Genomic DNA, 26,844 nt, shown 5'->3' with positions numbered 1-26,844 from the left:
TTCGCGCTTGGTGGCGGCGGGGTCGGGGAAGGTGATCTCCAGCTCGCGCAGCTCCCACTGCTCGACGTTGTAGAGGTGGACGGCGGCCTTCTCGGTGGAGGCCGGGTCGCCCTGGACCACGGGACGGGAGGTGGAGGTGCCGTAGCCGGACAGGGTGACGGGGGAGCCGGCGGTGCCGGAGCCCTGGGGCTTGAGGGTGCCCAGGCAGGTCGCCCCGCGCCTGAGCAGGAGCTGGTCACCGGGCCCGAAGAGGTGGGCGTTGGCGGCGGCCAGGTTGTTCCAGGGGCTGGCGGCCGTGCCGGTACCGTTGGTGGGCGCGGAGCAGTCGAGGTAGTGGGCTCCCGCGGCGGCCTCGGCCGCCGGAGCGGCGGGGAGGACGGCGGCGGTGACCGCGAGGAGGGTGAGGGCTGTGCGAGGCAGGAGCATGAGTGGGGTGGACTCCTTGAGCGGTGAACGGATCACTGCAGACCGTTAGATCAAACGGCGATCGAATGATACAAAGTGATCAGATGATCGCGACAGACCCGTGCACCCGCAGACCGCAGATCTGGAGAAGGAAGCCCATGACCATCTCGGCCGACGAACGGCGGACCCGCATCACCGAGGCCGTCCGCGAGCTCGGCACGGTCCGGGTGGCGGACCTGGCGACCCGTCTCGGCATCCCGGCCGTGACCGTCCGCCGCGACGTCGCCGCCCTCGCCGAGAGCGGTCGCCTCAACCGCTCGCACGGCTCCGTCTCGCTCGCCGCCGCCGATCCGGCCGCGCCGGTCCCCACGGGTGAGCGGGTGATCGGCATGTTGGTGCCCACCGTCGGCTCCTACTTCGACGAGGTGATCGCCGGCGCCCGGACCGCCGCGGCGGCGGCCGGTGCCCGCCTGGTGCTCGGCATCGCCCCCTACGAGGCCCGCGACGACCAGGAGCAGGCCGCCCGCCTGCTCGACTCCGGCGTGGACGGCCTGCTGCTCACCCCCAACTGGCAGCCCGGCGGCCGTGCCGAGGACTCCGCCTGGCTCGGCGAGCTGCCCGTCCCCGCCGTCCTGGTCGAGCGCCGCGCGGCCCCCGAGAGCCCCGGTGCCGAACTCGACTCGGTGGTCTCCGACCACCGCCACGGCGCCCTGCTGGCACTGCGTCACCTCGCCGCCCTCGGGCACACCTCGGTACTGCTGGCCGCACGCGAGGACACCTGGACCGCCCACCAGGTCCGCACCGGCTACGCCGCGGGAGCCGAGCTGCTCGGCCTCGCCGCCCATCCGGTGATCGACCTGCACCGCCCCGGCGGCGGCCCCGCCGACCCGGCCCTGGTCGCGGAGAAGATCGCCGCGGCCGCCCGCAAGGGCACCCGCGCGGTCCTGGTCCACAACGACCAGGACGCCATCCAACTCCCGCCCGTGCTCCGCTCGCTGGGCCTGGACGTGCCCGCCGACGTCGCGCTGATCTCCTACGACGACGTCTTCGCCGCCCTGGCCGCGCCCCCGCTCACCGCCGTCGCCCCGCCCAAGCGGGCGGTCGGCGCCACCGCCCTGTCGCTGCTGCTGCGACGGCTGGGCGGGGAGCCGGAACTCCCCGCCCACCACATCGAGTTGCTGCCCAGCCTGAAGGTCCGCACCTCCTGCGGCGGCGCGTCCTGAGCCCGCTCGCGCCGGTCAGCAGTACTTGAACGAGCTGATCTTGTCGTTGATCCAGCCCGGCAGGTACGGCCACTCCTCGTGCGGGCCGACCTTGAACTGCAGGCCGCCGTACCAGTTGTGCTCGTAGAAGCAGATGCTGCTCCCGGTCTTGTTGACGAGCGAGGAGGCGACGTCCTGCATGCCCTTGTCGCCGGCCGGGCCGCGGCCCAGCTTGCCCATGTCGCCGACGTTCTGGTTCGAGCCGTAGGAGCCGTACTTGGACTCCAGGGCGAAGTTGTGGTGGATGAAGTTGGCCTCGGGCCAGAGGCAGACGTAGCCGTCCGGGCAGGAGCCGGAGCCGTGGCTGATGTCGTAGACACTGGCGGCGTTGGCCGAGGTGGAGAGGGCGAGGGTCAGTCCGGCCGCGAGGGCGGCGGAGACGCCGAACTTGGCGAGCTTGGTCTTGGTGAACACGGTGGGCCTCTTCTCGGGATCGGTGGGTCTACGGGGGGTCAGCAGTACTTGAAGGAGCTGATCCTGTCGTTGATCCATCCCGGCACCGAGGCCCACTTCTCGTGCGGGCCGACCCGGAACTCCAGGCCGCCGTAGTTGTTGTGCTCGTAGAAGCAGATGGCGCTCCCGGTGTTGTTCACCACAGAGGAGGCCTCGTCCTGCATCCCCTTCCAGCGCCAGAGCTTGCTCTCGAAGACGATCTTCCCCATGTCGGCCGTGTTCTCGTCCGAGCCGACCGCGCCGTAGTCGGTGCCGCCCTTGGGGTTGCCCCGGACGAAGTTGTTGTCGCTCCACAGGCAGACCCAGTTGGCCGGGCAGCTGCCCGAGCCGCTGCTGACGTCCTTGAGCACGGAGGCGTTGGCCGGTACGGCCGTGGCGAGCAGGGCCCCGGTCAGGGCGGCGGTTCCCAGGGCGAGACGTACGGCGGTGGTGCGAAGCTTCACGGTGAACTCCTCTGCGGTGACTGCTCGGTGCTGCCCCGGGTTCCGTTCTCCCGGGTGCAGCACCACAGTGCCGCCGCGGCCGTACCGGCGGCCTCAGTCATCTGACTGCCCGTCAGGGTACGGAGGATCGGCTCACCGGCCGCCGCGCGGGCTCGGCCTCAGCCACGCTTGCGAACGTTGCGCGCCATCCGGATCCAGGTGTGCCGGCGGCCGCGGATCGCCACCGAGTAGTCGTACATGAACTCGGGGTCCATCGCGCCGGACACGAAGGCGTCCCCGAAGTGGTGCGCGTCGACCCCGATCTCCTTGGCGTTCAGGGCGAGTTGGGGCACCAGATTGCGGTGCGAGCCCTCCTGGCTGGTGCCGATGGTGCCCATCGCGATCGCCCCGGCCGCGTGGATGCGCCGCACGGCCTCGGCGGCGATCTCCCGGGTGACGCCCGGGACGGTGCCGGGCAGCGGGACCAGGACGCCGTCCGCCCCGGCCTCGGCCACCGCCGCCATGCCCGCCGCGTCCAGTGGCTCGGAGCGCCCGGCCAGGTGCATCTTCCCGGACCAGATCGCCGCGTCCTCGCCGAGCGCGGACCTCAACTGCTCGCTGGTGCGGGCGATGTCGGCCAGGCCGGCCCCGGTCGCCGGGTTGGCGGTGACGCAGAGCATCGCGGCTCCCTGGTCGATCAGGCGGCGGGCGTTCTCCACGGTGGCCTTGCGGCCCTCGGGCACCGTGCCCGGCTCCAGGTTGACGCCGATCGGCCGCCCGACGAAGTCCGAGAGCTCGGCCAGCGTGGCGAACTCGCCGAGCACCGGCAGCCGCCAGCGCTCGCCGTCGAAGACGGTCTCCACCAGGTTGAGGACGACGAGGTCGGCGCCGAAGGCCGCCGCGATCTCGATGTTGGAGACCCCGCCGGTCTCGTGCGCGCCGGCCAGCATCGCGGTGTTCGGCCAGACCTCGCCGACCATGGTGCGGCCCTCGCTCTCCGCGACGGCGGCGGTCAGGGCGCGGCCGCGCAGGGCGGTGAGCTGGGCGCCGTCGAGGTCGAGGATGCGGGTCATGGGAGGTCCTTCCGTTCGAGGAGCACGGGGCGCGGGCCCCGGCGTGGTGTCTCCCCCCTCCGGACACCTTCAGGTATACCAGAGCGATACCAGATGAAAGCCGGACCAAAGTCCCGTGCCGCCGTGCCGTGCCGCCGTGCTGCCGTGCCGGACACCCCCGACCGAGAGGACCGCAGGTGCCCGCCGACCCCGTCCTGGAGCCCGTCGCCGCCGACGCCGGCCAGCCGCCGTACGTCCTCGCCCAGCAGGCGATCCAACACGCCGTCGCCACCGGCGCGTTCGGCCCCGGCCGGCGGCTGCCCTCCGAGCGTCACCTCTGCGAGCAGCTCGGCATCAGCCGCTCCACCCTGCGCCGCACCCTCAAGGCACTGGAGGAGCAGGGCCTGGTGGAGTCCTCCGAACGGCGCGGCTGGCGGGTGCGGCAGATCGGCCACAGCCACGCCCCGGAGACCTCCGGCCTGCTCGGCTTCGCCGACTTCAACCGCTCGCTGGGCCGGGTGGTCACCGCCCGGGTGCTCGGCACCCGGACCAGACCGGCCGGCTCCGAGGAGGCCGAACGGCTCCGGGTGCCGACCGGCGCTGCGCTGTTCGAGCTGCGGCGACTACGCCTCCTGGACGGGCTGCCGATCTGCGTCTCGCACGACCTGGTCCCGCTCGCGGTGGCCCCCGAGCTGCCCGCCGCCGACTTCACCACCGCCTCGGTCTTCGCCCAGCTCACCGCCGCCGGCCACGCCCCGGTCTCGGCCCGCTACACCGCCCGGGCCGCCCTGGCCGACGCAGGCCAGCGCCGCCTGCTCGAACTGCGCGGCCCCTCCGCCGTGTTGACCACCGAACGGCTCTCGTTCGACGAGGGCGGCAGCCCGTGCGCCGACAGCCACGAGACCTACCGCGCGGACCGCTACGAGCTGCGGCTGACCCTCGGGCCCGGTGGGTTCTGACCGGGGCCACCGGAGGTCAGGGCTTGAGACGGCTCAGGGTGAGCCCGCCGCTGGCCCGCTTGAAGAGGTACTCGGCCCGCTCGTAGGAGAGCCGGGCCCGGCCGGTGTCCGGGCAGAGGTCGGCGGTGGGCAGCCGGGCCGGGCCCGGGCGGCGGTCGGTCAGGAAGAGCGGGCCCCGGGTGCGGCCGGCCAGCAGCTCGGGGAGCAGTCGGGCGGTGCCGGAGCGCCAGCCGATGCCGTTGCGGGCGCGGCGGTCCTCCAGGTCCAGGTCCTCGACGTTCAGGGCCAGCACGGCCTTCACCCCGGCGCCGGACTCGCTGAGCAGCCGCCACAGCACGTGCTCGCGGACGGTCGGCCCCGGCAACGCGCAGAGCGCGTCCAACCGGGTCGGACCGACCGCCTCGGCGGCCCGGCGCCCCGGCTCGGGGCGGCGTTCCAACACCGCCGCCAACTCCTGGGCCAGGCCCGGCAGTCCGGCCCAGAGGGCGAAGGAGCGTACGGCCGCGCGGTGCCGGTTCCAGGTGCGCCCGGCAGCGCTGCCCCAGGCAGCGGCGAACACCCCGGCCACCTGATCGGCCGTCAGCCCGTCCAGCGGCCGGCCCTCCCCGAGCGCCAGGCAGAGCCGCCGCACGGTCTGCCCGTAGGAGCGGACGGTCGAGGCGTCCAGCTCCGGGCGGGCCAGGAAGGCGCGGGTGGCCGGGCCGAGGGCCGGGCCCGCCGCAGGGCCGGTGCCGGGGTCGGCGCCGGGCTCCGTGAGGGCGTCGGCGCGGGCCAGCAGGAAGGCGCGTTCGGCGGCGTTGCGGGTGAGTTCGGCCGCCCGGCGGAACTCCAGCCGGGCCTCGGCCGGCCGGTGCAGCCGGGCCAGCAGGTCACCCCGGACGCTCGGCAGCAGGTGGTAGTCGCGCAGCGCGGGCTCGGCGGTCAGCTCGTCGGCCAGGTCGAGCCCGGCCTGCGGGCCGCGGGCCATGCCGACCGCGACCGCCCGGTTCAGCCGGACCACCGGCGTGGGCAGCAGCCGGGCCAGCGTCCCGTACAGGGCGGCGATCTGCGTCCAGTCGGTGGCCTCGGCGGTCGGTGCCTGGGCGTGGCAGACCGCGATGGCGGCCTGGAGCACGTACGGGCCGGGCGCGCTGCCGCCGACTTCGCGGGCGCGGAGCATCGCGGTGAAGCCGCGGCGGATCAGCAACTGGTCCCAGCGGCCCCGGTTCTGCTCGTGCAGCAGCACCGGTTCGCCGGACGGGCCGGTGCGGGCGGCCGAGCGCGAGGCCTGGATCTCCATCAGCGCCACCAGACCGTGCACCTCGGCCTCGCGCGGGGCCAGCACCGCCAGCAACCGGCCCAGCCGGAGCGCCTCCTGGCAGAGGCCGGGGCGCATCAGGTCGTCGCCGGAGGTGGCCGAGTAGCCCTCGTTGAAGATCAGGTAGACCACCTCCAGGACGGAGGCCAGCCGCCCCGCGAGCTCCTCGCCCTCCGGCAGCTCGAAGGAGACCCGCTGCTCGGCCAGGGTCCGCTTGGCCGCGGCGATCCGCCGGGTGATCTCGGGGGTGGTGGAGAGGAAGGCGCGGGCGATCTCGGCGGGGGTGAGGCCGCCGAGCAGACGGAGCGTCAGGGCGGCCCGCTGGGCGGCGGGGAGCACGGGGTGGCAGGAGACCAGCATCAGCCGGAGCATGTCCTCCGGGTCGTCGCCGCTCTCCTCGCCTCCGCCCTCGCCCGGAGTCGGGTCCTGGTGCCGCGCCTGGAGCTGCTCCTGCGTCAGCTCGTGGGCCAGCCGGCCCTGGTGGCGCTCGTGCAGCTGGGAGCGGCGGATGTGGTCCACCGCGCGGCGTCGGGCGATGGTGGTCAGCCAGGCACCCGGGTTGTCCGGCACACCGGTGCGCGGCCACTGCTCCAGCGCCGCGACCAGGGCGTCCTGGGCCAGCTCCTCGGCCAGCCCGACGTCGCGGACCGTCCGGACCAGACCGGCGATGATCTTCGCCGACTCCAGCTTCCAGACCGCGTCGATCGTCCGGCGGGTATCCAGCACGCTCCTCATCCCACCACACCGGCCCCGGCACGCGGGACGCGCACCGGGGCCGTGGCCGTCGACGGTGAGGGGATCAGCCGGTGAACACCTGCTGGAGGCGGCTCTGGCCGTCACCGACGATCCGGCGGAAGCGGCGGGCCAGCTCGACCGCCTCCTCCGGCGAGCGGACCTCGACCAGGGCGAAGCCGGCCACCGCCTCCTTGGCCTCGGCGAACGGGCCGTCGGTCACCGTGATCTCCTCGCCCTCGGAGGAGACCAGGATCGACTCGGCGGCGAGCCCGCCGGTGGCCAGCAGGACACCGGAGGCGGTCAGCTCCTCGATGAAGGCGCCCATCTCGGCGAAGAGCTTCTCGTCGGGGACGGCGCTGTGGGCGTTGGTGGTCATCAGGTAACGCATGGGGTGCTCCTCGGGGGTGGGTCGGTTTCTGCTTCCACCGGTACGTCGAACGAGGTGATGTGACAGGGAACGGTCGCTGTTCCCCGTCACATCGGCCCGGACGACGTACCGGCGAGGAACCGCTCACCGCCCCGGAAGGAAGCACCCGCCATGACCGTCTTCACCGCCTCGTCCGCCACTGCCGCCGCCGTCCGTCCCCGCTCCCGCACCCGTGCGCTGCTCGCCCTCGGGGCGGCGGCCATGCCGGTCTGGACGGTGGTGGCGACGGCCCAGGTCCTCACCCGGGAGGGCTTCTCGCTCCTCCGGCACCCGCTCAGCATCCTCAGCAACGGCCCGCTCGGCTGGGTGCAGATCACCAACTTCCTGGTGGTCGGCCTGCTGATGACCGCCGGAGCGACCGGGCTGCGCCGGGCGATGCGGGGGCAGGCCGGCTCCACCTGGGTGCCCCGGCTGGTCCGCCTCGGCGGGCTCGGCATGACGGCGGCCGGCGTCTTCGTGATGGATCCGGCCGACGGCTTCCCGGTCGGCACCCCGGCCGGAGCGCCCACCGCCCTCAGCTGGCACGGCTACGCCCACATGGCCGCCGGCTCGGTCACCTTCCTCTCCTTCATCGCGGCCTGCTACCTCCTGGGCCGCCACTACCGTCTGGCCGGCGACCGCACCTCCGCCGTGCTCTCCCGGACCGCCGGCACCGCCCTGCTGCTCGGCAACGGCTGGGCGATGAGCGGAGGCCCGGCCGGCTCGCTGACCCTGGCCGTCGGCGTGATCACCGCGATGGCGTGGATCTCCCTGGTCTCCGCCCGCCTGCGCCGGACCGCCGCCTGAGCTCGCGTCAGCACCCGAGGCCCGGCCCTGCGAAAACGCGGGTGCCCGGGCCGGTGGCGTTCGGCGATACTCCGGGCATGGCCCTGCACCAGCAGCTCGCACGCTTGAGCACCGAGTACCTCGACGCCTGCCGCCGTGCGGCCTCGGCCGACGGCGATCCCGGATGGGGCCCGCCGGCCGAGGACGAGATCGATCTCGACTGGGCCGCCTGGGGGTTGGTCAACTACCTGCGGTGGGCCGAGGGCGATCCGGAGCTGATCCGCACCCTGGAGCGCAGCCTCGACGGTGACGATCCGTCGGCGGTCCGGTACCTCGACCACCTGGAGTTCTACGACCGCATGGGCGAGCCGCCCGCGTTGCTTGTCCCGTCGGCGGTCGCCGAACTCTCGGCACGGCTCGACGCCGTGGACACCGCAGCGCTGTTCGCACGCTTCCCGGAGGACCGCGAACTGGCGGCCTCGGTGACCAAGTTGGGCCTCGGTGGCACCGACACCCTGGAGTGGATCGCCCGGCACTTCGCGATGCTCCGGGAGTTCTACCGGGGGGCTGCCGCCCGGGGGCTGGCCGTGGTGGCCTGGGTGGACTGACCCGCTGCGGGGTCAGTCCGTGCCGGTGGCGGCGATGACCATCGCGGCGTCGTTGTCCGGGTACTCCCCGGTGCGGACGGTGTCGAGCAGGGTGTGCAGGTCGGTGGCCATCGCTTCGGTGCTCTCTCCGGTCGGGGCGGGAGCGGCCGAGTGTAGTCAGGGGGCGCACGGCCCGCCCCTGGTCTGTGCGCTGATGCGCCGTCACCCGTGTGGGTGTCATGGTCGGCGAAACTGGCAGACCGTGACACGGCCGGCCGCAGAATCGGCCGGATGGATGACGCCCCCGACTGCCCACCGTCTCCGCCCCCGCCGCCCTGCCCCCCACCGGCCGGACCGCCGTGGCACTGGCCGCACCACTGGCTGTGGTCCTGCCACGCGCCTTCGCCGACTCCTTCGCCGACGCCCGGTCCGAGCACGAAGCCCACGCCCGGTCCCACGTCCACACCCGTGCCCACGCCTTCGGTGACGGTCCTTCCGCCGTCCGCGAGTGCCGCGCCGACTCCGACACCGACGCCGGTCACCGCCCCCGGCCGGACCGAGGTCGCGGCGCCCCGCCCGTCCGCCGTCCGCCCGGTCCCGACTCCGTTGCCAGCGGCGCAGGAGTCCCCGTCCTCGTCCGCGCCGCCGCCGCCGCCGACAACGCCGACGCCCGTCCCGTCGCCGTCCGCGACCCAGGCCGTCGTGCTGGCGGCGCCCCCTGCCCCGCCAGTGGTGCCGCCGTCCGCAGGGGAGTTGGACCCGATGGTGTGGTCCACCGTGCTGCTGCTGGTGGTCCTGTTGCCGTCCGCCGTGGCGGCCCTTCTGCAACCCGTCCTGCGCAACCACCGGAGCCGCTCGTGAACCTGCTGTCCCTGCTCGGGGCCCTCGCCGCCGTCACCGTCGCCATGACCGGTCTGGCCGTCGGCCACCGCTTCCGTCCGGTACGGGTCGAGGGCGAGCCGGAGCCGGAGCCGCACTCCGTGCTGCTCACCATCGGCTCCGGCATCCTCTCCGGCTTCGTGCTGCTCACCGGCTTCCTGGTGGCCACCGGCTGGGCCGCCCGCACCACCCACGTGCTGCCGCCGCTCGGGCTGTACGCGGCCGACGTCTGCGCGGGCGTCGCCGTCCTGCTCTACCCGGCGCTCGCGGGGCTGCCGGTGACGTCCCGTCACGTCACCGCCGTCGCCTTCTTCAGTGCCCTGGTCGGGTACACCCTCACCGCGGCCTTCCAACTGCGCCCGTGAACGCGACCGCGGGCCGCTGCTGCCAGGCGTCCCGTTCGGATGGCTCTCTGCGGCGCGGTGGGCTCGGCGGTCCCCGGGCGGGCCGGTCCGGAGGCCGGGTCGCGGCCTGCCGCGTGGACTGCCCCGCCGGACACGGGCGACTGCCCGGTGCGGTCGCCGCAGCGCCTCCCCGTTGCCTCCGGGCCCGTTTCGCGGGTGCGTGGTGCTTCCCCGCGTCCGGCCCCTCACCCGTGGTGACGTGCGGGGATGTGCGGGGATGCCCGCCGGGAGGAGGGTCGGGTGTCCGGGGAGGCAGGCGCCGGTGGGCCCCCGGGCACTGTTGGGCCGCGGTGGTTGACGGCCGGTCGGCCACCACGGAGGCTGGGTTCAGCCCGTCTGCCGGGCCCGTCGCCCGGCCCCGTGCCGACGTCCCCCCAGAACCCAATGTCGGTCCGGCCCGGTCACTGCTCGCCCGGGCCGGGGCCGGGCGACGCTTCTCCCTTCACAGCCGCAGTCCCTGACCCCGAGTCACCCCGCCACCGCCCCGCGGCCCGAGGCGGGCCGGCCGGGCCCGGGCTGCCGCGAAGGGCCGGCCCCGCACCGCTGACCCCGTTTCATCTCCTCGCCGCCCCGTGGCCGGAGGCCGGTCCGGCAGAATCGGGGGATGCGAATCGTGATCCTGTGTGGTGGGGAGAGCCCGGAGCGGGACGTGTCGTCGGCCTCCGGCCGGGCGGTCGCGGCGGCGCTGCTGGAGTGCGGGCACGAGGTGGTGCTGGTCGACCCGGCGGCGTCGGAGCCGGTGCTGGCCGGTCCGCTGCGGCCGGGGGACGCGGTGGCGGCGTTCGCGGTGCCCGAGGAGCCGCCGGTGCTGGCGGAGCAGGGGGCGTGGCGGCGGCGGATGCACGCGGCCCTGACGGGTGGTCCGGTGCTGGAGCTGCTGCGCGGTGCGGACGTGGTCTTCCTGGCGCTGCACGGTGGTTGGGGCGAGGACGGGCACGTGCAGGCGCTGTTGGAGATGGCGGGGGTGCGCTTCACCGGGGCGGGCAGCGCCGCCTGTGCGGCGGCCTGGCACAAGGGGCGGGCGCAGGCCGTGCTCGGGGCGGCCGGGCTGCCGGTGGTGCGACGGGTGCTGTGGGGGCCGACGGAGCGGGAAGTCCCGAAGGCGGTACGGGAGTTGGTCGAGCAGGGGCCGGTGGTGGTGAAGCCGGCCGCGGACGGTTCCAGCGTCTCGGTCCACCGGGTCGGCACGGAGGAGGAGTTGGAGCGGGCGGCGGCCGACGTGGCCGAGCGGGGGCTGGAGTTCCTGGTGGAGCCGTTCCTGCCCGGGCGCGAGTTCACGGTGGCGGTGGTGGGTGGCCGTGCCCTGCCGGTGGTGGAGATCGAGCTGACCACCCCGCTGTTCGACTACGCGGCCAAGTACCAGCCGGGTGCGGTGCGGGAGCTCTGCCCGGCCCCCGTGGACGAGGCGTTCGCGGCCCGGCTCCAGGAGCTGGCGCTGGCCGCCCACGGCGCCCTGGGCTTCGGGGCGCGTTCCTACTCGCGCACCGACTTCCGCTGCGACGCGGACGGCGAGCCGATGTGCATCGAGGTGAACGCGCTGCCCGGCCTGACCGCCACCAGCCTGTTGCCGCTCGCGGCGGCCGGGGCCGGCTGGAGCTACCCGGAGCTGACGCAGCGAATCCTGGACCTGGTCGAGGGCTGAGCCGCCGCGGGGGACCCTGGTGCCGTCGTAGCGGCCGACGGGTCCCTAAGCTGCGGGTATGCCGAGCACACTGAGCCTTGCCGAGATCACGCCCGACAACCTGGACGCCGCGATCGCCGTCCGGGTGCACCCGGAGCAGGAGCACGTGGTGTCGTCGGTGGTGAAGTCGCTGGCGGAGGCGTACGTCCACCCCGGGGTGGCCTGGCCTCGGTTGATCATGGACGGTGACCGGGTGGTCGGCTTCCTGATGGCCTTCCTGGCCATCGACTGGTTCGGTGACGGCAGCGGCGACGTCCGGTCCGGACTGTGGCGGCTCAACATCTCCGCCGAGGCGCAGGGGCGCGGCTACGGGCGCTTCGCGGTGCAGGAGGTGGCGGCCGAGATCCGCCGCCGCGGCGGCCGCCGGCTCTTCGTCACCTGGCACCAGGGCCCGGCCAGCCCGGAGAACTTCTACCTGGGCCTGGGCTTCCGCCCCACCGGCGAACTGAGCGACGGCGAGATCGTCGGGGTCCTCGAACTGATCTGACCTCAGGAGCCGTCGCCGCCACTGCCGCCGCCGTCACCGCCGACGTACGGCTGGGTGGTGCGGCGGCGGTTCGACTTGCCGAAGGCCTCGGCGGTGGCGGTGAGGATCCGGATGGCCGTGACGACGCCGTGGGTCCAGCGGGGGCCGCCGCGCTCGGCCCAGAGGATGCAGACGCAGCCGAACGCGACGAAGGCGAGCAGGGCGACGAGCAGCAGATCGATCATGTTCCCCACCTGAGGCGCTAGGTGTCGTGAGTGGGGATCATCGCAGATCGGAGGCGGTACGGGTACCCCTGGCGGGCAGGTGTGCCCGAACGGGAATCAGCTGGGCCTGGGGCGGGCGAGGAGCGGTGCGAAGGGGGCGGCGGCGGGGTGCCAGGGGGCCTCGTACTCCCAGGAGACCCACGCGGTCGGGGGGAGGAGGGCGAGGCAGTCGGCGAGCGGGAGGGTGCCGGAGCCGAGCGGGAGGGGAGTGAGGTCCTCGGGGGAGGCGATGTCCTTCACCTGGGTGTAGCCGAGCCAGGGGGCGAGGGCGGTGTGGGAGTCGGCGGGGGTCTCGCCGGCCAGGTGGGTGTGCATCAGGTCCCAGAGGCCGCCGACGGCGGGGGAGCCGACGGCGGCGGCGAGGCGGGCGACGGCGCGGGCGGAGCGGTGGGTGTCGTGGGTCTCGACCAGGACGCGGACGCCGAGCGCGGTGGCGGTCGGGGCGATGGCGGTCAGGCGGCGGACGGCGGTGGCGTCGGTGCCCCGGGGGAAGACCCGGACGTACGGGGCGCCGAGGTCGGCGGCCAGCCGGAGGTGGGCGGTGAGCTCGGCGAGGACGGGGCCGTCCTCGCCCGGTTCGGCGATCCGGAGGTAGGAGCAGACTGCGAGTGGCAGCACGCCGGAGGTGGTGAACTGCCGGGCCAGGGCGGTGCGTTCGGCGGTGCCGAGGTCGAGGTGGACCGGTTCGCCGGGGGTGCAGCGCAGTTCGACGCCGTCCCAGCCGTGCTCGCCGGCCAGGCGCAGGACCTCGGGGACGGGCAGGCCGGGCAGGCCGAGGGTGGAGAAGGCCCACCTCATCGCCGCACCTCCACGGTGGCGTCGCCGAGCGAGGCGGTGACGGAGGAGCCGTCGGGCCAGTGGACGCGCAGCGTGGTGCCGGTGACCGCGACGGAGGGGGACGGGCCGTCGGGGGTTCCGGTGAGGCGGGCGGTGCAGGCGAAGAGCCCGTCGGTGACCGTGCCGGTGAGGGCGGGGAGGGTGGCGTCCGGGCCGTAGGCGGTGCCCTCGGGCAGGTGGTGGGCCGTCAGGGCGGTGTAGCCGTGCACCGGATGGAGCGAGGAGTGCAGCCGGGCGGCGGTGACGGCCCAGCCGGTCTGGCGGGCGGGGGTGCCGGGTGCCGCGCCGGTGACCAGGTGGGCGCGGACCTCGTCGGGGCCGTGGGCCAGGGTGAGCGAGGTGATCCGGATGCCGTCGGCCGGGGTGGAGTGGGAGGCGGCCCAACCGGGGCCTGTGCCGAGCGGGGTGATCCGGCCGCGTCCGGTGGGGGTGCCGTCGATCGTCAACCCGAAGTGGTTGTCCGGGAGTTCGGCGGAGAAGGTGGGGCCGGTGGCGGTGGAGTGGGCGCAGCGGGCGTACAGCGGGTCGTCCGGCAGGGCCGCGCCGTCGGCGGGCTGGTCGTCGCTGCCGTGGTTGTGCACCCGGACCAGCCCGTCGGCGGCCGTCGACTGCACCAGTAGGCCGGGGGCGGCCAACGGCCGGACGGAGTCGGCCAGTTCGGCGGGCGCGGGCTGTTCGGTGGCGGTCCAGGCGGGGTGGTCGGCGGGGAGCAGCAGGCCGAGGAAGCCCTTGCTGGACCAGTAGGGCGAGGCGGGGCCGGAGTAGGGCTGGACCATCGGGGGGTGCGCGCCGTACCAGCCGAGGGTGAGCAGGCCGCGCCGGTCGGCGGCGCCGCGGTCGAGGAAGTGCCGCAGCGCGCCGGAGGCCAGCCGCCTGGTGGTGCCGGGGGTCAGCGGGGTGTGGCCGGTGAGGGCGCCGAGCCAGAGCGGGGCGGCCGCGGCGTGACGGTAGATCAGGGACCGGCCCTGGTGCAGCGGGGCGCCGTCGGCGCCGAAGGTGCGGGCGTAGCCGTCGAGGTGGGCGGCCAGACGGGCGCCGTGGCGGGCGAGCAGCTCGGCGTCGCCGGACAGGTGGGCGTGCAGCACGGGGTAGAGGTGCAGGGCCCAGCCGTTGTAGTGGTCGACGGCGCGCGGGCGGCCGTCGGTGTACCAGCCCTCGCCGAGGTACCAGCCGTCCAGCTTGGCCAACCCCCGGGTGACGGCGGCCCGGCAGGCCTCGGCGTCGGTGCCGGCCTCCTCCAGCAGGCCGGGGTCGGTGGCGTCGAGCTCGGCGAGGAAGCCGGCCACCGTGAGCGGGAAGAGGTGCCAGTTGTTGTCGACCGGTTCGCGGTGGAGGGCGGCGGCCAGCCAGCGGGCGGCGCGGAGCCGGACGGGGTGGTCCAGCAGCTCCCAGAGCCAGGGGCGGGTGAGGCGCAGGGCGAGGGCGATCGAGGCGGCCTCGACCATCGGCTGGCCCCGGTCGGTGATCGGGGGCCAGGCCTCCGCCGAGGCCGGGTCGGTGCCGGTGGCCAGGCCGGCGGCGTAGCGCTCCAGCAGGCCGGTGGGGTCCTCGCCCCGGGCGCCGGCGGTGCGGAAGGCGGCGAGCAGGAAGGTGCGGGCGTAGCCCTCCAGGCCGTCCGAGGCGGGGCCGGACCAGCTGGGGCGGGGGCCCGGCAGGTCGATCCGGGCCAGGCCGGGGGAGGCGTGCGGGCGGACGGCGGCCAGCAGGCCGTCGGCGGCGGCCTCCCAGTGGGCCCTGGTCCAGCCGGTGTGCGGGCTGAGGACGCGGTCCTCCGCGGGGAGCGGGAAGGGAGCGGGCATGGCGGCTGGCATGGGTGTCCTCCGTCCGGGGCTTACCGGGCCGAATCTAGGAGGAGGGTGATCACCCGTCAAGGTCGGGCGATCAAATGATCGATACAGAGATCAGATCGGATCATTCGATCCAGATCTCTTGACTCCGATCGGAGGGCGGCCCAAGATGGCGGTCACACCTCGTCAGATCGTCGTAAGAACGGTGATCCGGCGTCAAAGCGGTGCAATTCCCCCCCTCACTGCCAGGAGCCGAGCCATGTCCGCTAACCCCACCCGCCCCCGCAGAGCCCTCCTGCTCGGCGCCTGCGCGCTCTCGCTCTCCCTGCTCACCGCCTGTGGCAGCGGCGGCTCCGGCTCCACCCAGGCGGCTGCGGGCGAGCAGGCCACCGACGGCAAGCCGGTCACGCTCACCTTCTGGGGCTGGGCCAAGGGCACCAAGGACGTGGTGGCCGCGTTCAACGCCTCCCACCCGAACGTCCAGATCACCTTCGAGGAGATCCCCTCGGGCAACGCGGGCGGCTACGCCAAGATCGCCAACGCGGTGAAGGCGGGCAACGCCCCCGACGTCTTCAACGTCGAGTACCCCCAGCTGCCCGACTTCGTCAGCCAGGGCGCGGTGCAGGACATCTCCAAGCTGGTCACCGCCGACCTCAAGGCCAAGTACCTGCCGCAGGCCGTCGAACTGACCACCCTGGGCGGCAAGAACTGGGCGCTGCCGCTGGACGCCGCCCCGCAGTCCTTCTACTACCGCAAGGACCTCTTCGAGAAGGCCGGCATCACCGCCCCGCCCAAGACCTGGGACGAGTTCCGCACTGCCGCCCAGAAGCTCAAGCAGGCCGACCCCACCACCCGGATCGCCACCTTCTTCCCCGACGACCCGAGCACCTTCGAGGCGCTCGCCTGGCAGGCCGGGGCCACCTGGTTCGGCACCAAGGGCGATGCCTGGCAGGTCGCCCTGACCACCCCGCAGACCGCCAAGGTCGCCGACTACTGGCAGCAGATGATCGGCGAGGACCTGGTCCGCTCGATGCCCTCGTTCAGCCAGCAGTGGACCGCCTCGCTGCAGAAGGGCGAGACGGCCGGCTACCTCGGCGCCTCCTGGGGCGGCGGCGTGCTCAAGTCCTCGGTGCCGGACGGCTCCGGCAAGTGGGCCGTGGCCCCGATCCCGACCTGGGACGGCAGCCCCGCCAGCGGCATGCTCGGCGGCACCACCTTCGCCGTCTCCAAGGACAGCAAGAAGGCCAAGGCCGCCGTCGAGTTCGCCACCTGGGCCACCACCACCCCCGAGGGCATCAAGGCCCGGATCGCCTCCGGCACCTCCTCCGCCTACCCGGCCGCGCCCGAGCTGGTGCCCGTCGCCAAGGCCGCCTTCGACACCGCCTTCTACGGTGGCCAGGACATCTACGCGATCTACCAGGACGCGGCCAAGTCCATCAAGCCCAACTGGAGTTGGGGCCCCGCCATGGGCGCCACCAACACCTCGCTGAAGGACGCCTTCGGCAAGCTGTCCGGCGGCACCACCCTCGGCCAGGCCGTGGACGGCGCCCAGAAGGCCACCGTGGCCGAGCTGAAGAACCGCGGCCTCAAGGTCGCCGAGTGACCAGCTCCGTCACCCGGCGGAGGAAGAGCGGGAACGGGGCGGCCGCCACCCTGCTGGCCCCGTTCCTGCTCCTCTTCACCGCCTGCACCCTGGTCCCGATCGGCTACGCCCTCTGGCTCAGCCTGCACAGCGAGCGCAGCTCCGGCCTCGGCTTCGGCGGCTCGGAGACGGTCTTCACCGGGATCGGCAACTACACCCGGGCCCTGGCCGACCAGGCCTTCCGCGAGGGCTTCCTGACGACGGCCCAGTACTGCCTGCTCTACATCCCGCTGATGACCGGTCTGGCCCTCGGCCTGGCCCTGCTGCTCGACTCCGCGCTGGCCCGGGCCCGCCGCTTCTTCCAACTGGCGCTCTTCCTCCCGCACGCGGTGCCCGGCATCATCGCCGCGCTGGTCTGGATGTACCTGTACACCCCCGGCATCAGCCCGGTTATCGGTGCCCTGGAGGGCCTCGGCACCCAGCCCGACCTGCTCGGCCACCCGCTCCCCGCCGTGGTGAACATCGCGCTCTGGGAGTGGACCGGCTACAACATGGTGATCTTCTACGCCGCGCTGCAGGCCATCCCGCGCGAGGTGCTGGAGGCCGCCGTGGTCGACGGCGCCGGCCCGCTGCGCACCGCGCTGAGCGTGAAGATCCCGCTGATCCGGGCCTCGATCACGATGGTCGGCCTGTTCACCGTGATCGGCTCGCTCCAGCTCTTCACCGAACCGATGATCCTGCACGGCGCCTCACCCGGCGTCAGCTCCACCTGGACCCCGAACATGTACGCCTACACCGCCGCCTTCGAGAAGGGCGACTACGGACTGGCCGCCGCGGCCTCGGTGCTGCTGGCCCTGACCGCCGCCGCCCTCTCCTTCCTGGTCACCCGCTTCGGCCGCGGCCGCAAGGAGGCGAGCGCCGGATGAGCGCGACCCGCACCGCCCGCCGCCCCTGGTCGCTCTCCAGGACCGCCGTCAACGGCGCCCTGCTGCTGGCCACCGCCTACACCCTGCTCCCGCTCGGCTGGCTGCTCACCGCCGCCGCCAAGGACACCGGCGACCTGATCGGCGGCCGCGCCCTCACCGCCGACACCTGGCACCTGGGCGCCAACCTCCAGGCGCTGGCCACCAGCGGGGACGGCATCTACTTCCGCTGGTACCTCAACTCCCTGCTCTATGCCGGGATCGGGGCCCTGCTCTGCGCCCTGGTCTGCGTCTGCGCCGGGTACGCCTTCCAGGTCTACGACTTCCCCGGCAAGGAGAAGGTCTTCGGCCTGGTCCTGCTCGGCGTGCTGGTGCCGACCACCGCGCTCGCCCTGCCGATGTACCTGCTCGCCTCCGAACTCGGCGTGGTGAACACCTTCTGGTCGGTCTTCATCCCCTCCCTGGTCAACCCCTTCGGGGTCTACCTGGCCCGGGTGTTCGTGGCCGGCTACGTGCCCGGCGAGGTGCTGGAGGCCGCCCGGATGGACGGCGCCGGCGAGCTGCGCACCTTCTGGTCGATCGGCCTGAAGATGGTGATGCCCGGCTTCGTGACCGTGTTCCTGTTCCAGTTCACCGCGATCTGGAACAACTTCTTCCTCCCGCTGGTGATGCTCTCCGACAGCCGGCTGTTCCCGGTCAGCCTCGGCCTCTACAGCTGGAACGCGCAGACCCGCGCCTTCCCCGAGTACTACCCCCTGGTGGTCACCGGTTCGCTGCTCGCCGTGCTCCCGCTGGTGATCGCCTTCGTCGTGCTCCAGCGCCACTGGAAGGCCGGACTGACCGCAGGGAGCGTCAAGTGACCCTCTACCAGGAGACTCCCGTGACCCAGCCCGACCCGACCGCGCAGCGCAGGCCGCGCGCCCTGCTCGCCATGGAGCGCGGCCTCGCCGAGCGGCTGATCGACCGGGACACCCTCGCCCGGCTCACCGAACTCGCCGACCTCGACCCCCGGTTGGTGGTGGACGACTTCACCACCCCGGCCGCCCGGGCCGCCCTCGCCGAGGCCGAGGTGATCGTCAGCAGCTGGGGCTGCCCGCCGCTGGACGAGACCGTGCTGGCCGCCGCCCCCCGGCTGCGCGCGGTGATCCACGCCGCCGGCTCGGTCAAGCACCACATCACCGAGGCCTGTTGGCGGCGCGGCCTGGAGGTCACCTCCGCCGCCTGGGCCAACGCGCTCCCGGTGGCCGAGTACACCGTCGCCGCCGTGCTGCTGGCCAACAAGCAGCTGCTGCGGATCCGGGAGGACTACCGGGCCCGCCGCACCCGGCACGACTGGCAGGACGCCTACGCCGCCTCCGGCAACTACCGCCGCACCGTCGGCGTGGTCGGCGCCTCCCGGATCGGGCGGCGCGTGCTGGAGCTGCTCCGCCCGTACGACCTGGAGCTGCTGCTGCACGACCCGTACGTGACGTCCGAAGAGGCTCGTGAACTCGGGGCCCGGAGCGTGGAGTTGGACGAACTCTGCGCCTTCTCGGACGTGGTGACGGTGCACGCCCCCGAGCTGCCCGCCACCCACCACCTGATCGACGCCCGGCGGCTGGCCCTGATGCCGGACGGCGCCACCCTGGTGAACACCTCCCGCGGCTCGCTGCTCGACCAGGACGCGCTGGTCGCCGAGCTGGTCACCGGCCGGCTCGACGCGGTGCTGGACGTGACCGTCCCGGAGGTGCTGCCCGCCGACTCCCCGCTGTACGAGCTGCCCAACGTGGTGCTCACCCCGCACGTGGCCGGCTCCCTCGGCGGCGAGCTCCACCGGATGGCCGCCGCGGCCGCCGACGAACTGGCGCGCTACGCGGCCGGGTTGCCCTTCGCGCACCCGGTGCTGCCGCAGGACATCGCCCGCAGCGCCTGACGCCTGCGGCGCACCATCGGCACCTGGCCCACCGTTCCGGACGTACCGGTCGGCATCCTCCGCCGCGCGCGGTTCCTCGCGCCCCCGGATTCTGCAACTCTTCGAAGGAGACTTTCCTATGCCCCGCAGGGTGATCGGCATCGTGATGAACGGTGTCACCGGCCGGATGGGCTACCGCCAGCACCTGGTCCGTTCGATCCTGGCCATCCGCGAGCAGGGCGGTCTGCCGCTCGGTGACGGTGAGGTGCTGTGGCCGGAGCCGATCCTGGTGGGCCGCAGTGAGCTCAAGCTCAAGGAACTGGCGGACCGTCACGGCCTGACCCACTGGACCACCTCGCTGGAGGAGGCGCTGGAGCACCCGCTGGCGGAGGTCTACTTCGACGCGCAGGTGACTCCGGCGCGGGAGTCCGCGCTGCGGTCCGCCATAGCGGCGGGCAAGCACGTCTACACGGAGAAGCCGACGGCCGAATCCCTGGACGCCGCCCTGGAGTTGGCCAGGCTCGCGCGGGAGGCGGGGGTGTGCAACGGCGCGGTGCAGGACAAGCTCTTCCTCCCGGGCCTGCTCAAGCTCAAGCGGCTGGTCGACGGCGGGTTCTTCGGGCGGATCCTGTCGGTGCGCGGGGAGTTCGGCTACTGGGTGTTCGAGGGCGACTGGCAGGACGCGCAGCGCCCGTCGTGGAACTACCGGGCCGAGGACGGCGGCGGGATGATCCTCGACATGTTCCCGCACTGGCGCTACGTGCTGGACAACGTCATTGCCCCGGTGCGGTCGGTGTACGCGCACACCGCCACCCACATCCCGCGGCGCGTGGACGAGCAGGGGCGCGCGTACGAGGCCACCGCCGACGACGCGGCGTACGGCGTCTTCGAGTTGGAGGGCGGGATCACCGCGCAGATCAACTCCTCGTGGGCGGTGCGGGTCGACCGCGACGAGCTGGTGGAGTTCCAGGTGGACGGCACCGAGGGCAGCGCGGTGGCGGGGCTGCGCAACTGCCGCGTCCAGCACCGCGCCTCCACCCCCAAGCCGGTGTGGAACCCGGACCTGCCGGCCACCGAGTCGTTCCGCGAGCAGTGGCAGCAGGTGCCGGACAACGCCGAGTTCGACAACGGCTTCAAGATCCAGTGGGAGCTGTTCCTGCGCCACGTCGCGACCGGCTCCGCCTACCACTGGGACCTGCTGGAAGGCGCCAAGGGCGTCCAACTCGCCGAGCTGGGACTGCGGTCCGCCCGCGAGGGTCGCCGCCTGGACGTCACGGAGCTGTCGCTGTGACCACCATCGACCTGCCCGGCACCGGCTCCCACCTCCTGCGGGAGCCGCTCGCCCTCCCCGCCGGCCCCGCACCGGTCGGCCGCACCGTCTTCGCCGCCGCCCACGTCGTCGCCGACCCGCTGGGCCAGAACGCCCCCGGCGCCCCGGCTGCCGTCGACTGGGAGAGCACCCTGGCCTTCCGCCACCACCTGTGGTCGCTCGGCCTCGGGGTGGCCGACGCGATGGACACCGCGCAGCGCGGGATGGGCCTGGACTGGGCCGCCACGGCCGAGTTGATCCGCCGCAGCGGCGCGGAGGCGCGGGCGGTGGGCGGACGGCTGGCCTGCGGGGTGGGGACCGACCAGCTCACCGCACCCGCCGCCCTGGACGAGGTCCGGGCCGCCTACGCCCAGCAGCTGGAGGTGGTGGAGGACGCGGGCGCGCAGCCGATCCTGATGGCCAGCCGGGCGCTTGCCGCCACCGCGCGCGGCCCGCAGGACTACCTCGACGTCTACGGCGAGCTGATCGAGCAGGCCGGGCGGCCGGTGATCCTGCACTGGCTGGGCGAGATGTTCGACCCGGCGCTGGCCGGCTACTGGGGCTCCGCCGACCTCGACGCGGCCACCGACACCGTCCTGAGCCTGATCGGTGAGCACGCCGACCGGATCGACGGCATCAAGGTCTCCCTGCTGGACGCCGGCCGCGAGGTCGCCCTCCGCCGGGCCCTGCCGGACGGGGTGCGGCTCTACACCGGGGACGACTTCCACTACCCCGAGCTGATCCGCGGCGACGAACTCGGCCACAGCGACGCCCTGCTGGGCGTCTTCGACCCGATCGCCGCCGTCGCCGCGGCCGCCCTGCGGGCCCTGGACGCGGGCGACCTGGCCGCCTACGACGCGCTGTTCGCCCCGACCCTGCCGCTGGCCCGGCACCTGTTCGCCGCACCGACCTTCCACTACAAGACCGGCATCGTCTTCCTCGCCTGGCTGGCCGGCCACCAGTCGCACTTCACCATGGTCGCCGGCGCCCAGAGCGGTCGCTCCGTCCCCCATCTGATCGAGCTCTTCCGACTCGCCGACCGGGCGGGCGTCCTGCCCGATCCGGACCTGGCCGCGCAGCGCATGAGCCGCTTCCTGGCGGTGTCCCTGTGATGCGCGGGCTCTCGCTCAACCAGATCACCACCAAGGGGTGGACCCTTCCCGAGGCCGTCCGGGGGTGTGCGGAGGCCGGGATCGAGGGGATCGGCCTCTGGCGGGACAAGGTGGCCGAGACGGGAGTGGCCCGGGCCGCCAAGCTCTGCCGCGAGGCCGGACTGACCGTCAGCAGCCTGTGCCGGGGCGGCTTCCTGACCGCCGCCACCCCGGAGGGGCGCCGCTCCGCGCTCGCCGACAACCTCCAGGCGATCGAGGAGGCGGCCGAGCTCGGCACCGACACCCTGGTGCTGGTGGTCGGCGGCCTCCCCGAGGGCTCCCGGGACCTGCCCGGCGCCCGTGCCCGGGTGGCCGACCTGCTCTCCGAACTCGCCCCGCATGCGGGTGACTTCGGTGTCCGCCTCGCCATCGAGCCGCTGCACCCGATGTTCTGCGCCGACCGCGCCGTGGTCTCCACCCTGGGGCAGGCCCTCGACCTCGCGGAGCCCTTCCCCGCCTCGCAGGTCGGCGTCGTCGTCGACAGCTACCACGTCTGGTGGGACCCGCAGCTGGCCACCCAGATCGCCCGGGCGGGGGAGCGGATCGCCGCCTACCAGCTCTGCGACTGGACCCTCCCGCTCCCGGCGGACGCCCTGCTCGGACGGGGCCACGTCGGCGACGGCTGCATCGACTTCCGGGCGCTGGACGCGATGGTGGCGCAGGCCGGGTACACCGGCTGGGTGGAGGTGGAGATCTTCAACCAGCAGATCTGGGACACCCCCGGCGCCGAGACCCTGCGCACCGTGGTCGAGCGCCACCGGACCCACGTGACGGACCGTCCGTGAAGGTCGTGATCGCGCCGGACTCCTTCAAGGGGACGGCCACCGCGGCCGAGGCCGCCGAGGCGCTGGCGGCCGGCTGGCGCTCGGCCCGGCCGGAGGACCGGCTGGTCCTGCTGCCGATGGCCGACGGCGGCGAGGGCACCCTCGCCGCCGTCGCGGGTCCGGCCGCGCTCCACCGGGTGCCCGGCTGCACCGGCCCGGACGGCCGCCCGGTGACCGGTCTGTTCGCCCTGCTGCCGGACGGCACCGCCGTGGTCGAACTCGCCACCGCGAGCGGCCTCCCGCTGATGGCCCGTCCGGCCCCGCTCACCGCCACCACCCGCGGCACCGGCCAGACCGTGGCCGCCGCCCTCGACGCGGGCGCCACCCGCCTGCTGATCGGCCTCGGCGGCTCCGCCTCCACCGACGGCGGCACCGGCCTGCTCACCGCCCTCGGCCTGCGTCTGCTCGACCACCGGGGTCTTGAACTTCCGGACGGGGGAGGGCCCTTGGCGTCCGTAGCCGCCGTCGACCGCGGCGCGCTGCGACCGCCTCCGGCCGACGGGGTCCACCTCCTCACCGACGTCACCAACCCCCTCCTCGGTCCCACCGGTGCGGCAGCCGTCTACGGACCGCAGAAGGGGGCAACCCCGGCCGACATCGCCGCCCTCGACCACGGACTGACCCGCCTGGCCGCACTCCTAGGCGGCGAGCCGCAGCGGCCCGGCGCCGGAGCGGCGGGCGGCACCGCGTACGGCCTGCACACCCTCTGGTCCGCCCGGATCACCCCGGGTGCGGCGGCCGTCGCCGACCTGCTCGGCCTCGGCGAGGCGGTCGCCGACGCCGACCTCGTGATCACCGGCGAGGGCCGCTACGACGCGACCTCCCACCAGGGCAAGGCCGTCGGCGAGGTCCTCCGCCGCGCCGCACGGACCCGCACCGCCGTGGTGGCCGGCGCCTCCGACCTCCCGGTCCTGACCCTGACCGCCCTGGCCGGCTCCTCCCGGGCCGCCCTGGACGCCCCGCTGCACTGGCTGGCGGTGGCCGGTGCGAAGCTTGCGGCAGGTGAGGCGGCCCGCGTCGGCGGGTAGGGGCCGGGAGAGCGAGGGGGAGAACATGACCGAAGGTCAGGACAGCGGTGTGGTCGTCTACTGGCGGCCGATGTGCCCGTACTGCGTGAAGCTGATGACCCAGCTGCGCTTCACGGACGTGGAGTACACCACCGTGAACATCTGGAAGGACCCCGAGGCCGCCGCCTACGTCCGCTCCGTCGCCGACGGCAACGAGACCGTCCCCACCGTCTCGGTGGCCGGCCACGCCCTGGTCAACCCGTCCCGCCGCGACCTGCTCGCCGCCGTCGACACCCACGCCCCGCAGGCCCGCAAGCGCGGCTGACCACCCGTCACCGGCCGGACCCCGACCGCGCCTCAGGCTCCGACCGCGCCTCAGGCCGCGCCGGGGTCGTGGCCGGTGACGGCGCGGGCGTACGCGTGCAGCGCGCCGATCACCTCCGCGCGGGTGCGACGGCCGGCCAGCACCTCCATCTGGTACCCGTCCTCCATCGCCAGCAGGCTGCTGGCCAGCAGGCGCGGCGAGTCGGTCAGCCGGAAGTGACCTTGGGCCTCGCCGAGCACCAGGATGCCGTAGTAGACCGCGACCTGACGTTCGGTCAGGGCGGAGTCCAGGGCGGCCGCGCGCGGGTCGCGCAGGCTCTTGGGCCAGTACTCGAAGAGCAGCCGCGGCAGCAGGTCGTCCGGGCCGGTGGCGACGCCCGAGGCGATGCAGTCGCGCAGCCGCAGCCGTGCGTCGGGCTGCTGTTCGGCGGCCTGCTCGCGGGCCCGGCAGAAGCGCTCGATGGCCTGCTGGAAGGTCTCGTACATCAGCTCGTCGAGATCGCCGTAGTAGTACAGGACGGCCGCCGGGGTGACCCCGGCCTCGGCCGCCACGTCCTTGAGGCGCAGCCCCTCCAGGCCCCGGTCGAGCAGCGCCCGCTGGGCCGCCTCGCCGAGCTCGGCCCGCCGTGCGTCCTGGTCCTTGCGCCGCGCCACTGATCCGTCTCCCGGTCGTTGCTGAAGGTGAGCGTAACGATACCCGACCAGCTCTTGACGCCCTGGGTGCCTTTTCTTTAAATCTCTGTTTAACGAAAACGCCCCGACCCCACCGGGAGTGCCCCCGTGTCCACCCTCACCACCACCGGTCCCACCACGAAGGGCCTGCGGCCCGCCTCGGTGGGGCTGCTGGCCTCCGTCGCGCTCGGCCTCTCCTCGGTCGCCCCCGCCTACTCGATAGCCGTCACGCTCGGCTTCGTCACGGTGGTGGCCGGCGACGCGGCTCCCGCCGCGCTGCTGCTCGGCTTCGTGCCGATCCTGCTCACCGCCTTCGCCTTCCGCGAGCTCAACCGCGAACTGCCGGACTGCGGAACGACGTTCGTCTGGACCACCCGGGCCTTCGGGCCGTTCGCCGGGTGGCTCTCCGGCGGCTGGGTGGTGCAGTGCGCGACGCTGATCGCGATGACCGCGCTGGCCCGGGTCGGTGCCGGCTACCTGCTCGGGCTGCTGGGGCTCTCCGACAGGGCCGGGAACGGCGCCGCGGTGACCGTCACGGCGGTGCTGCTGCTCGGCGGGGCCACGCTGCTGGCCCGCAGGGGGCTGCAGCTCGCCGCGGCGGTGCAGTACGCGCTGCTGGCGCTGCAACTGCTGGCCCTGCTCGCCTTCGGGGTGGCGGCCCTGGCCGCCGACGGCGCCACCGCCCCCTCGCCCGGCTGGCTCGACCCCTTCGGCTTCGACGGGTTCGGGCCCTTCGCGGAGGCGGTGATCCTCTGCCTCTACATCTACTGGGGCTGGGACGCGCTGATCACCGCCAACGAGGAGACCGTCGACAGCGCCCGGACCCCGGGGCGGGCCGCCGTCATCTCCACCCTGGTCCTGCTCGCCACCTACCTCTTCACCGCCTTCGCCGCGATCTCCTTCGCCGGGACCGGCACCGAGGGCGGAGGGCTCGGCAGCCCGGACAACGCGGCCGACGTGCTGGCCGCCCTCGCACCGGCCGTGCTCGGCGGCGGCCTCGCCACGGTGGTGCAGCTGGCGGTCTGCGTCTCGGCCGTCTCCGCCCTGCTCACCTGTCTGGTCGGCAGTTCCCGGGCGACGCTGTCGATGGCCTCGCACGGAGCCCTGCCCCGGCGCTTCGCCCGGATCCACCCCCGCCACGGCACCCCGGCGTTCGGCACCACCGTCTTCGGCGCGGCCGCAGCCGTGGTGCTGGTCCTGCTGACCCTGCTCTCCGCCGACTTCCTCGGGGACGCGATCCTCTCGGTCGGCCTGCTGATCGCCCTCTACTACGGCGTCACCGGCCTGGCCTGCGTCTGGTACTTCCGCCGCACCCTGCGCCGCTCCGCCCGGGACCTGCTGTTCAGGGGCCTGCTGCCGCTGGCCGGCGGCCTGATGATGATCGCCGCCTTCGCCCGGACCGCCTACGACATGGTCGACCCCGGCTACGGCTCCACCTCCGTCGGCGGAGTGGGCGGGGTCTTCCTGCTGGGCGTCGGCTCGATCCTGCTCGGTGCGGCGGCGGCCCTGCTCGCCCGGGCCCGATTCCGCGCCTTCTTCCGCACCGGCCGCGACAGCGTGGCCGGACCGACCGTCAAGGACCACTGACCATGCGCACCCTGGCCATCGCCGCCCTCCAGACCACCCCCGTCCCCTTCGACCCCGAGGCCACCTGGGAGCGGTTCGCCGCCCAGGTCCGGGCCGTCCGCGCCACCTTCCCGCACGTCCAACTGGTCCTCGTGCCCGAGCTGTTGCTGGCCGCCGAGGCGCCCCTGCTGCAGGCGCGGGCCGACTGGATGGAGCAGGTGGCGGAGAGCGTCCCCGGCCCGCTCACGGACCGGATCGGCGAGCTGGCCCGGGAGACCGGGCTCTGGCTGGTGCCCGGCAGCCTCTACGAACGGGACGCGGACGGGCGGATCTTCAACACCGCGATCGCCGTCTCGCCGCAGGGGGAGATCGCGGCCCGGTACCGGAAGGTCTTCCCGTGGCAGCCCTACGAGACCACCGAGCCGGGCCACGAGTTCGTGGTCTTCGACCTCCCGGGCATCGGCCGGGCCGGGCTGGCCATCTGCTACGACGGCTCCTTCCCCGAGACGGTCCGTCAACTGGCCTGGCTGGGTGCCGAGGTGGTGATCCAGCCGACCCTGACCACCACCCGGGACCGGGAGATGGAGCTGGTCTGCGCCCGGGCCAACGCCTGGACCAACCAGGTCTACGTGGTGAACCTCAATGCCGCCGACCCGGCCGGGGTGGGCCACAGCGCGATCGTCGACCCGGAGGGCACGGTGCGTCAGCAGGCGGCCGGCGGGGAGGAGGTCCTGGTCGACGTCCTCGACCTGGATGCCGTCACCCGGGTGCGGCAGTACGGCAGTTCGGGGCTGAACCGGCCCTGGGCCCAGCTGGAGCGCTACGGGCAGGCCATCGAGCTGCCCGCCTACGGCGGTGCCTTCCGGCCCCGGCCGTCCGGGCGGGGGTGAGGG

Annotated in this window: 27 protein-coding genes and 1 pseudogene; 18 read left to right on the top strand and 10 right to left on the bottom strand. The window is 73.9% G+C overall.

The window, feature by feature from the left end; all coding sequences use genetic code 11:
* Positions 1-426: pseudogene (locus ACWEPF_RS05365) on the bottom strand (right-handed parallel beta-helix repeat-containing protein); the annotation flags it as partial.
* Between the two features lie 137 nt (positions 427-563).
* Between ACWEPF_RS05365 and ACWEPF_RS05360 the strand changes: the two are divergent.
* Complete coding sequence (locus tag ACWEPF_RS05360) at positions 564-1,628, top strand: substrate-binding domain-containing protein (protein WP_452171516.1); 1,065 nt, start codon at positions 564-566, stop codon at positions 1,626-1,628.
* A gap of 15 nt (positions 1,629-1,643) precedes the next feature.
* Here ACWEPF_RS05360 and ACWEPF_RS05355 read toward each other — a convergent pair whose 3' ends face one another.
* The 3 genes from ACWEPF_RS05355 to ACWEPF_RS05345 all read right to left on the bottom strand — a co-directional run bounded on the left by ACWEPF_RS05355 (position 1,644) and on the right by ACWEPF_RS05345 (position 3,615).
* Positions 1,644-2,081, bottom strand: a complete 438-nt coding sequence (locus tag ACWEPF_RS05355) for a peptidase inhibitor family I36 protein (RefSeq protein ID WP_452171515.1) — start codon at positions 2,079-2,081, stop codon at positions 1,644-1,646.
* A gap of 38 nt (positions 2,082-2,119) precedes the next feature.
* The gene (locus tag ACWEPF_RS05350; RefSeq protein ID WP_345279461.1) at positions 2,120-2,563 is read right to left on the bottom strand and encodes a peptidase inhibitor family I36 protein; all 444 of its coding nucleotides are present in this window, start codon (positions 2,561-2,563) and stop codon (positions 2,120-2,122) included.
* Positions 2,564-2,721: 158 nt separating this feature from the next.
* Positions 2,722-3,615 carry a DUF7916 family protein gene (locus tag ACWEPF_RS05345; protein WP_345279463.1) on the bottom strand — a complete coding sequence of 298 codons (894 nt, stop codon included), beginning with the start codon at positions 3,613-3,615 and terminating at the stop codon, positions 2,722-2,724.
* Positions 3,616-3,791: 176 nt separating this feature from the next.
* Between ACWEPF_RS05345 and ACWEPF_RS05340 the strand changes: the two genes are divergently transcribed.
* Positions 3,792-4,553 carry a GntR family transcriptional regulator gene (locus ACWEPF_RS05340; protein WP_452171514.1) on the top strand — a complete coding sequence of 254 codons (762 nt, stop codon included), beginning with the start codon at positions 3,792-3,794 and terminating at the stop codon, positions 4,551-4,553.
* Positions 4,554-4,569: 16 nt separating this feature from the next.
* On the opposite strand, the gene ACWEPF_RS05335 is transcribed toward ACWEPF_RS05340, so the two are convergent.
* Positions 4,570-6,576 carry a DUF6596 domain-containing protein gene (locus ACWEPF_RS05335; RefSeq protein WP_452171513.1) on the bottom strand — a complete coding sequence of 669 codons (2,007 nt, stop codon included), beginning with the start codon at positions 6,574-6,576 and terminating at the stop codon, positions 4,570-4,572.
* A gap of 73 nt (positions 6,577-6,649) precedes the next feature.
* Positions 6,650-6,973, bottom strand: coding sequence for a YciI family protein (locus ACWEPF_RS05330; RefSeq protein WP_345279469.1), 324 nt, complete (start codon positions 6,971-6,973; stop codon positions 6,650-6,652).
* A 150-nt stretch (positions 6,974-7,123) separates the two neighbouring features.
* Between ACWEPF_RS05330 and ACWEPF_RS05325 the strand changes: the two genes are divergently transcribed.
* From ACWEPF_RS05325 to ACWEPF_RS05305, 5 genes are all read left to right on the top strand, one after another.
* Positions 7,124-7,798 carry a DUF998 domain-containing protein gene (locus ACWEPF_RS05325; RefSeq protein WP_452171512.1) on the top strand — a complete coding sequence of 225 codons (675 nt, stop codon included), beginning with the start codon at positions 7,124-7,126 and terminating at the stop codon, positions 7,796-7,798.
* Positions 7,799-7,875: 77 nt separating this feature from the next.
* Entirely contained in the window at positions 7,876-8,385 is a 510-nt protein-coding gene (locus ACWEPF_RS05320; RefSeq protein ID WP_452171511.1) for a DUF1877 family protein, read from the top strand.
* A gap of 836 nt (positions 8,386-9,221) precedes the next feature.
* Positions 9,222-9,608: a hypothetical protein gene (locus ACWEPF_RS05315; RefSeq protein ID WP_452171510.1), complete on the top strand. Its 387-nt coding sequence runs from the start codon at positions 9,222-9,224 to the stop codon at positions 9,606-9,608.
* A gap of 643 nt (positions 9,609-10,251) precedes the next feature.
* Complete coding sequence (locus ACWEPF_RS05310) at positions 10,252-11,289, top strand: D-alanine--D-alanine ligase family protein (protein WP_452171509.1); 1,038 nt, start codon at positions 10,252-10,254, stop codon at positions 11,287-11,289.
* 58 nt (positions 11,290-11,347) lie between these two features.
* Positions 11,348-11,815, top strand: a complete 468-nt coding sequence (locus tag ACWEPF_RS05305; protein ID WP_452171508.1) for a GNAT family N-acetyltransferase — start codon at positions 11,348-11,350, stop codon at positions 11,813-11,815.
* A 2-nt stretch (positions 11,816-11,817) separates the two neighbouring features.
* Here ACWEPF_RS05305 and ACWEPF_RS05300 read toward each other — a convergent pair whose 3' ends face one another.
* The 3 genes from ACWEPF_RS05300 to ACWEPF_RS05290 all read right to left on the bottom strand — a co-directional run bounded on the left by ACWEPF_RS05300 (position 11,818) and on the right by ACWEPF_RS05290 (position 14,726).
* The gene (locus ACWEPF_RS05300) at positions 11,818-12,039 is read right to left on the bottom strand and encodes a hypothetical protein (protein WP_452171507.1); all 222 of its coding nucleotides are present in this window, start codon (positions 12,037-12,039) and stop codon (positions 11,818-11,820) included.
* Between the two features lie 96 nt (positions 12,040-12,135).
* Positions 12,136-12,876, bottom strand: a complete 741-nt coding sequence (locus ACWEPF_RS05295) for a sugar phosphate isomerase/epimerase family protein (RefSeq protein WP_452171506.1) — start codon at positions 12,874-12,876, stop codon at positions 12,136-12,138.
* Complete coding sequence (locus ACWEPF_RS05290) at positions 12,873-14,726, bottom strand: DUF2264 domain-containing protein (protein WP_452171505.1); 1,854 nt, start codon at positions 14,724-14,726, stop codon at positions 12,873-12,875. The genes ACWEPF_RS05295 and ACWEPF_RS05290 overlap by 4 nt, the downstream gene beginning before the upstream one ends.
* A 235-nt stretch (positions 14,727-14,961) precedes the next feature.
* On the opposite strand from ACWEPF_RS05290, the gene ACWEPF_RS05285 reads away from it, so the two are divergent.
* The 9 genes from ACWEPF_RS05285 (at position 14,962) to ACWEPF_RS05245 (ending at position 23,714) form a co-directional block, all read left to right on the top strand.
* Positions 14,962-16,305 (top strand): ABC transporter substrate-binding protein, encoded by a 1,344-nt coding sequence (locus ACWEPF_RS05285; protein ID WP_452171504.1) that lies wholly within the window; start codon positions 14,962-14,964, stop codon positions 16,303-16,305.
* The gene (locus tag ACWEPF_RS05280) at positions 16,302-17,210 is read left to right on the top strand and encodes a carbohydrate ABC transporter permease (RefSeq protein ID WP_345286564.1); all 909 of its coding nucleotides are present in this window, start codon (positions 16,302-16,304) and stop codon (positions 17,208-17,210) included. The genes ACWEPF_RS05285 and ACWEPF_RS05280 overlap by 4 nt, the downstream gene beginning before the upstream one ends.
* On the top strand, positions 17,207-18,067 hold the full coding sequence (locus ACWEPF_RS05275; RefSeq protein WP_452171503.1) for a carbohydrate ABC transporter permease: 861 nt from the start codon (positions 17,207-17,209) through the stop codon (positions 18,065-18,067). The genes ACWEPF_RS05280 and ACWEPF_RS05275 overlap by 4 nt, the downstream gene beginning before the upstream one ends.
* A 71-nt stretch (positions 18,068-18,138) precedes the next feature.
* The gene (locus tag ACWEPF_RS05270; RefSeq protein ID WP_452171520.1) at positions 18,139-19,119 is read left to right on the top strand and encodes a hydroxyacid dehydrogenase; all 981 of its coding nucleotides are present in this window, start codon (positions 18,139-18,141) and stop codon (positions 19,117-19,119) included.
* A 118-nt stretch (positions 19,120-19,237) separates the two neighbouring features.
* Entirely contained in the window at positions 19,238-20,389 is a 1,152-nt protein-coding gene (locus tag ACWEPF_RS05265) for a Gfo/Idh/MocA family protein (RefSeq protein ID WP_452171502.1), read from the top strand.
* Positions 20,386-21,519: a dihydrodipicolinate synthase family protein gene (locus ACWEPF_RS05260; RefSeq protein ID WP_452171501.1), complete on the top strand. Its 1,134-nt coding sequence runs from the start codon at positions 20,386-20,388 to the stop codon at positions 21,517-21,519. The genes ACWEPF_RS05265 and ACWEPF_RS05260 overlap by 4 nt, the downstream gene beginning before the upstream one ends.
* Positions 21,519-22,343 carry a sugar phosphate isomerase/epimerase family protein gene (locus tag ACWEPF_RS05255; protein ID WP_452171500.1) on the top strand — a complete coding sequence of 275 codons (825 nt, stop codon included), beginning with the start codon at positions 21,519-21,521 and terminating at the stop codon, positions 22,341-22,343. Before ACWEPF_RS05260 ends, ACWEPF_RS05255 begins: the two co-directional genes overlap by 1 nt.
* Positions 22,340-23,410 (top strand): glycerate kinase, encoded by a 1,071-nt coding sequence (locus ACWEPF_RS05250; RefSeq protein ID WP_452171499.1) that lies wholly within the window; start codon positions 22,340-22,342, stop codon positions 23,408-23,410. The genes ACWEPF_RS05255 and ACWEPF_RS05250 overlap by 4 nt, the downstream gene beginning before the upstream one ends.
* A gap of 25 nt (positions 23,411-23,435) precedes the next feature.
* Positions 23,436-23,714, top strand: a complete 279-nt coding sequence (locus ACWEPF_RS05245; RefSeq protein WP_452171498.1) for a mycoredoxin — start codon at positions 23,436-23,438, stop codon at positions 23,712-23,714.
* Positions 23,715-23,764: 50 nt separating this feature from the next.
* On the opposite strand, the gene ACWEPF_RS05240 is transcribed toward ACWEPF_RS05245, so the two are convergent.
* A complete protein-coding gene (locus ACWEPF_RS05240) occupies positions 23,765-24,367 on the bottom strand; it encodes a TetR/AcrR family transcriptional regulator (protein WP_452171497.1) in 603 nt (200 codons plus the stop codon).
* A gap of 126 nt (positions 24,368-24,493) precedes the next feature.
* Between ACWEPF_RS05240 and ACWEPF_RS05235 the strand changes: the two genes are divergently transcribed.
* The gene (locus ACWEPF_RS05235; protein WP_452171496.1) at positions 24,494-25,972 is read left to right on the top strand and encodes an APC family permease; all 1,479 of its coding nucleotides are present in this window, start codon (positions 24,494-24,496) and stop codon (positions 25,970-25,972) included.
* 2 nt (positions 25,973-25,974) lie between these two features.
* Positions 25,975-26,841: a carbon-nitrogen hydrolase family protein gene (locus ACWEPF_RS05230; protein WP_452171495.1), complete on the top strand. Its 867-nt coding sequence runs from the start codon at positions 25,975-25,977 to the stop codon at positions 26,839-26,841.
* Positions 26,842-26,844: the final 3 nt, after the last annotated feature.

This window comes from Kitasatospora sp. NPDC004289, assembly GCF_053602875.1.
The sequence above is the reverse complement of the archived record's forward strand: the minus strand, read 5'-3'. Positions and strand labels throughout refer to the sequence as shown.

What these genes read in the sequence shown, in the direction of transcription:
- ACWEPF_RS05360 (WP_452171516.1), top strand. Translation starts at nt 564, where the DNA reads ATGACCATCTCGGCCGACGAACGGCGGACCCGCATCACCGAGGCCGTC.
- ACWEPF_RS05345 (WP_345279463.1), bottom strand. Translation starts at nt 3,615, where the DNA reads ATGACCCGCATCCTCGACCTCGACGGCGCCCAGCTCACCGCCCTGCGC.
- ACWEPF_RS05330 (WP_345279469.1), bottom strand. Translation starts at nt 6,973, where the DNA reads ATGCGTTACCTGATGACCACCAACGCCCACAGCGCCGTCCCCGACGAG.
- ACWEPF_RS05325 (WP_452171512.1), top strand. Translation starts at nt 7,124, where the DNA reads ATGACCGTCTTCACCGCCTCGTCCGCCACTGCCGCCGCCGTCCGTCCC.
- ACWEPF_RS05320 (WP_452171511.1), top strand. Translation starts at nt 7,876, where the DNA reads ATGGCCCTGCACCAGCAGCTCGCACGCTTGAGCACCGAGTACCTCGAC.
- ACWEPF_RS05310 (WP_452171509.1), top strand. Translation starts at nt 10,252, where the DNA reads ATGCGAATCGTGATCCTGTGTGGTGGGGAGAGCCCGGAGCGGGACGTG.
- ACWEPF_RS05305 (WP_452171508.1), top strand. Translation starts at nt 11,348, where the DNA reads ATGCCGAGCACACTGAGCCTTGCCGAGATCACGCCCGACAACCTGGAC.
- ACWEPF_RS05300 (WP_452171507.1), bottom strand. Translation starts at nt 12,039, where the DNA reads ATGATCGATCTGCTGCTCGTCGCCCTGCTCGCCTTCGTCGCGTTCGGC.
- ACWEPF_RS05295 (WP_452171506.1), bottom strand. Translation starts at nt 12,876, where the DNA reads ATGAGGTGGGCCTTCTCCACCCTCGGCCTGCCCGGCCTGCCCGTCCCC.
- ACWEPF_RS05290 (WP_452171505.1), bottom strand. Translation starts at nt 14,726, where the DNA reads ATGCCAGCCGCCATGCCCGCTCCCTTCCCGCTCCCCGCGGAGGACCGC.
- ACWEPF_RS05285 (WP_452171504.1), top strand. Translation starts at nt 14,962, where the DNA reads ATGTCCGCTAACCCCACCCGCCCCCGCAGAGCCCTCCTGCTCGGCGCC.
- ACWEPF_RS05275 (WP_452171503.1), top strand. Translation starts at nt 17,207, where the DNA reads ATGAGCGCGACCCGCACCGCCCGCCGCCCCTGGTCGCTCTCCAGGACC.
- ACWEPF_RS05270 (WP_452171520.1), top strand. Translation starts at nt 18,139, where the DNA reads ATGGAGCGCGGCCTCGCCGAGCGGCTGATCGACCGGGACACCCTCGCC.
- ACWEPF_RS05265 (WP_452171502.1), top strand. Translation starts at nt 19,238, where the DNA reads ATGCCCCGCAGGGTGATCGGCATCGTGATGAACGGTGTCACCGGCCGG.
- ACWEPF_RS05255 (WP_452171500.1), top strand. Translation starts at nt 21,519, where the DNA reads ATGCGCGGGCTCTCGCTCAACCAGATCACCACCAAGGGGTGGACCCTT.
- ACWEPF_RS05245 (WP_452171498.1), top strand. Translation starts at nt 23,436, where the DNA reads ATGACCGAAGGTCAGGACAGCGGTGTGGTCGTCTACTGGCGGCCGATG.
- ACWEPF_RS05230 (WP_452171495.1), top strand. Translation starts at nt 25,975, where the DNA reads ATGCGCACCCTGGCCATCGCCGCCCTCCAGACCACCCCCGTCCCCTTC.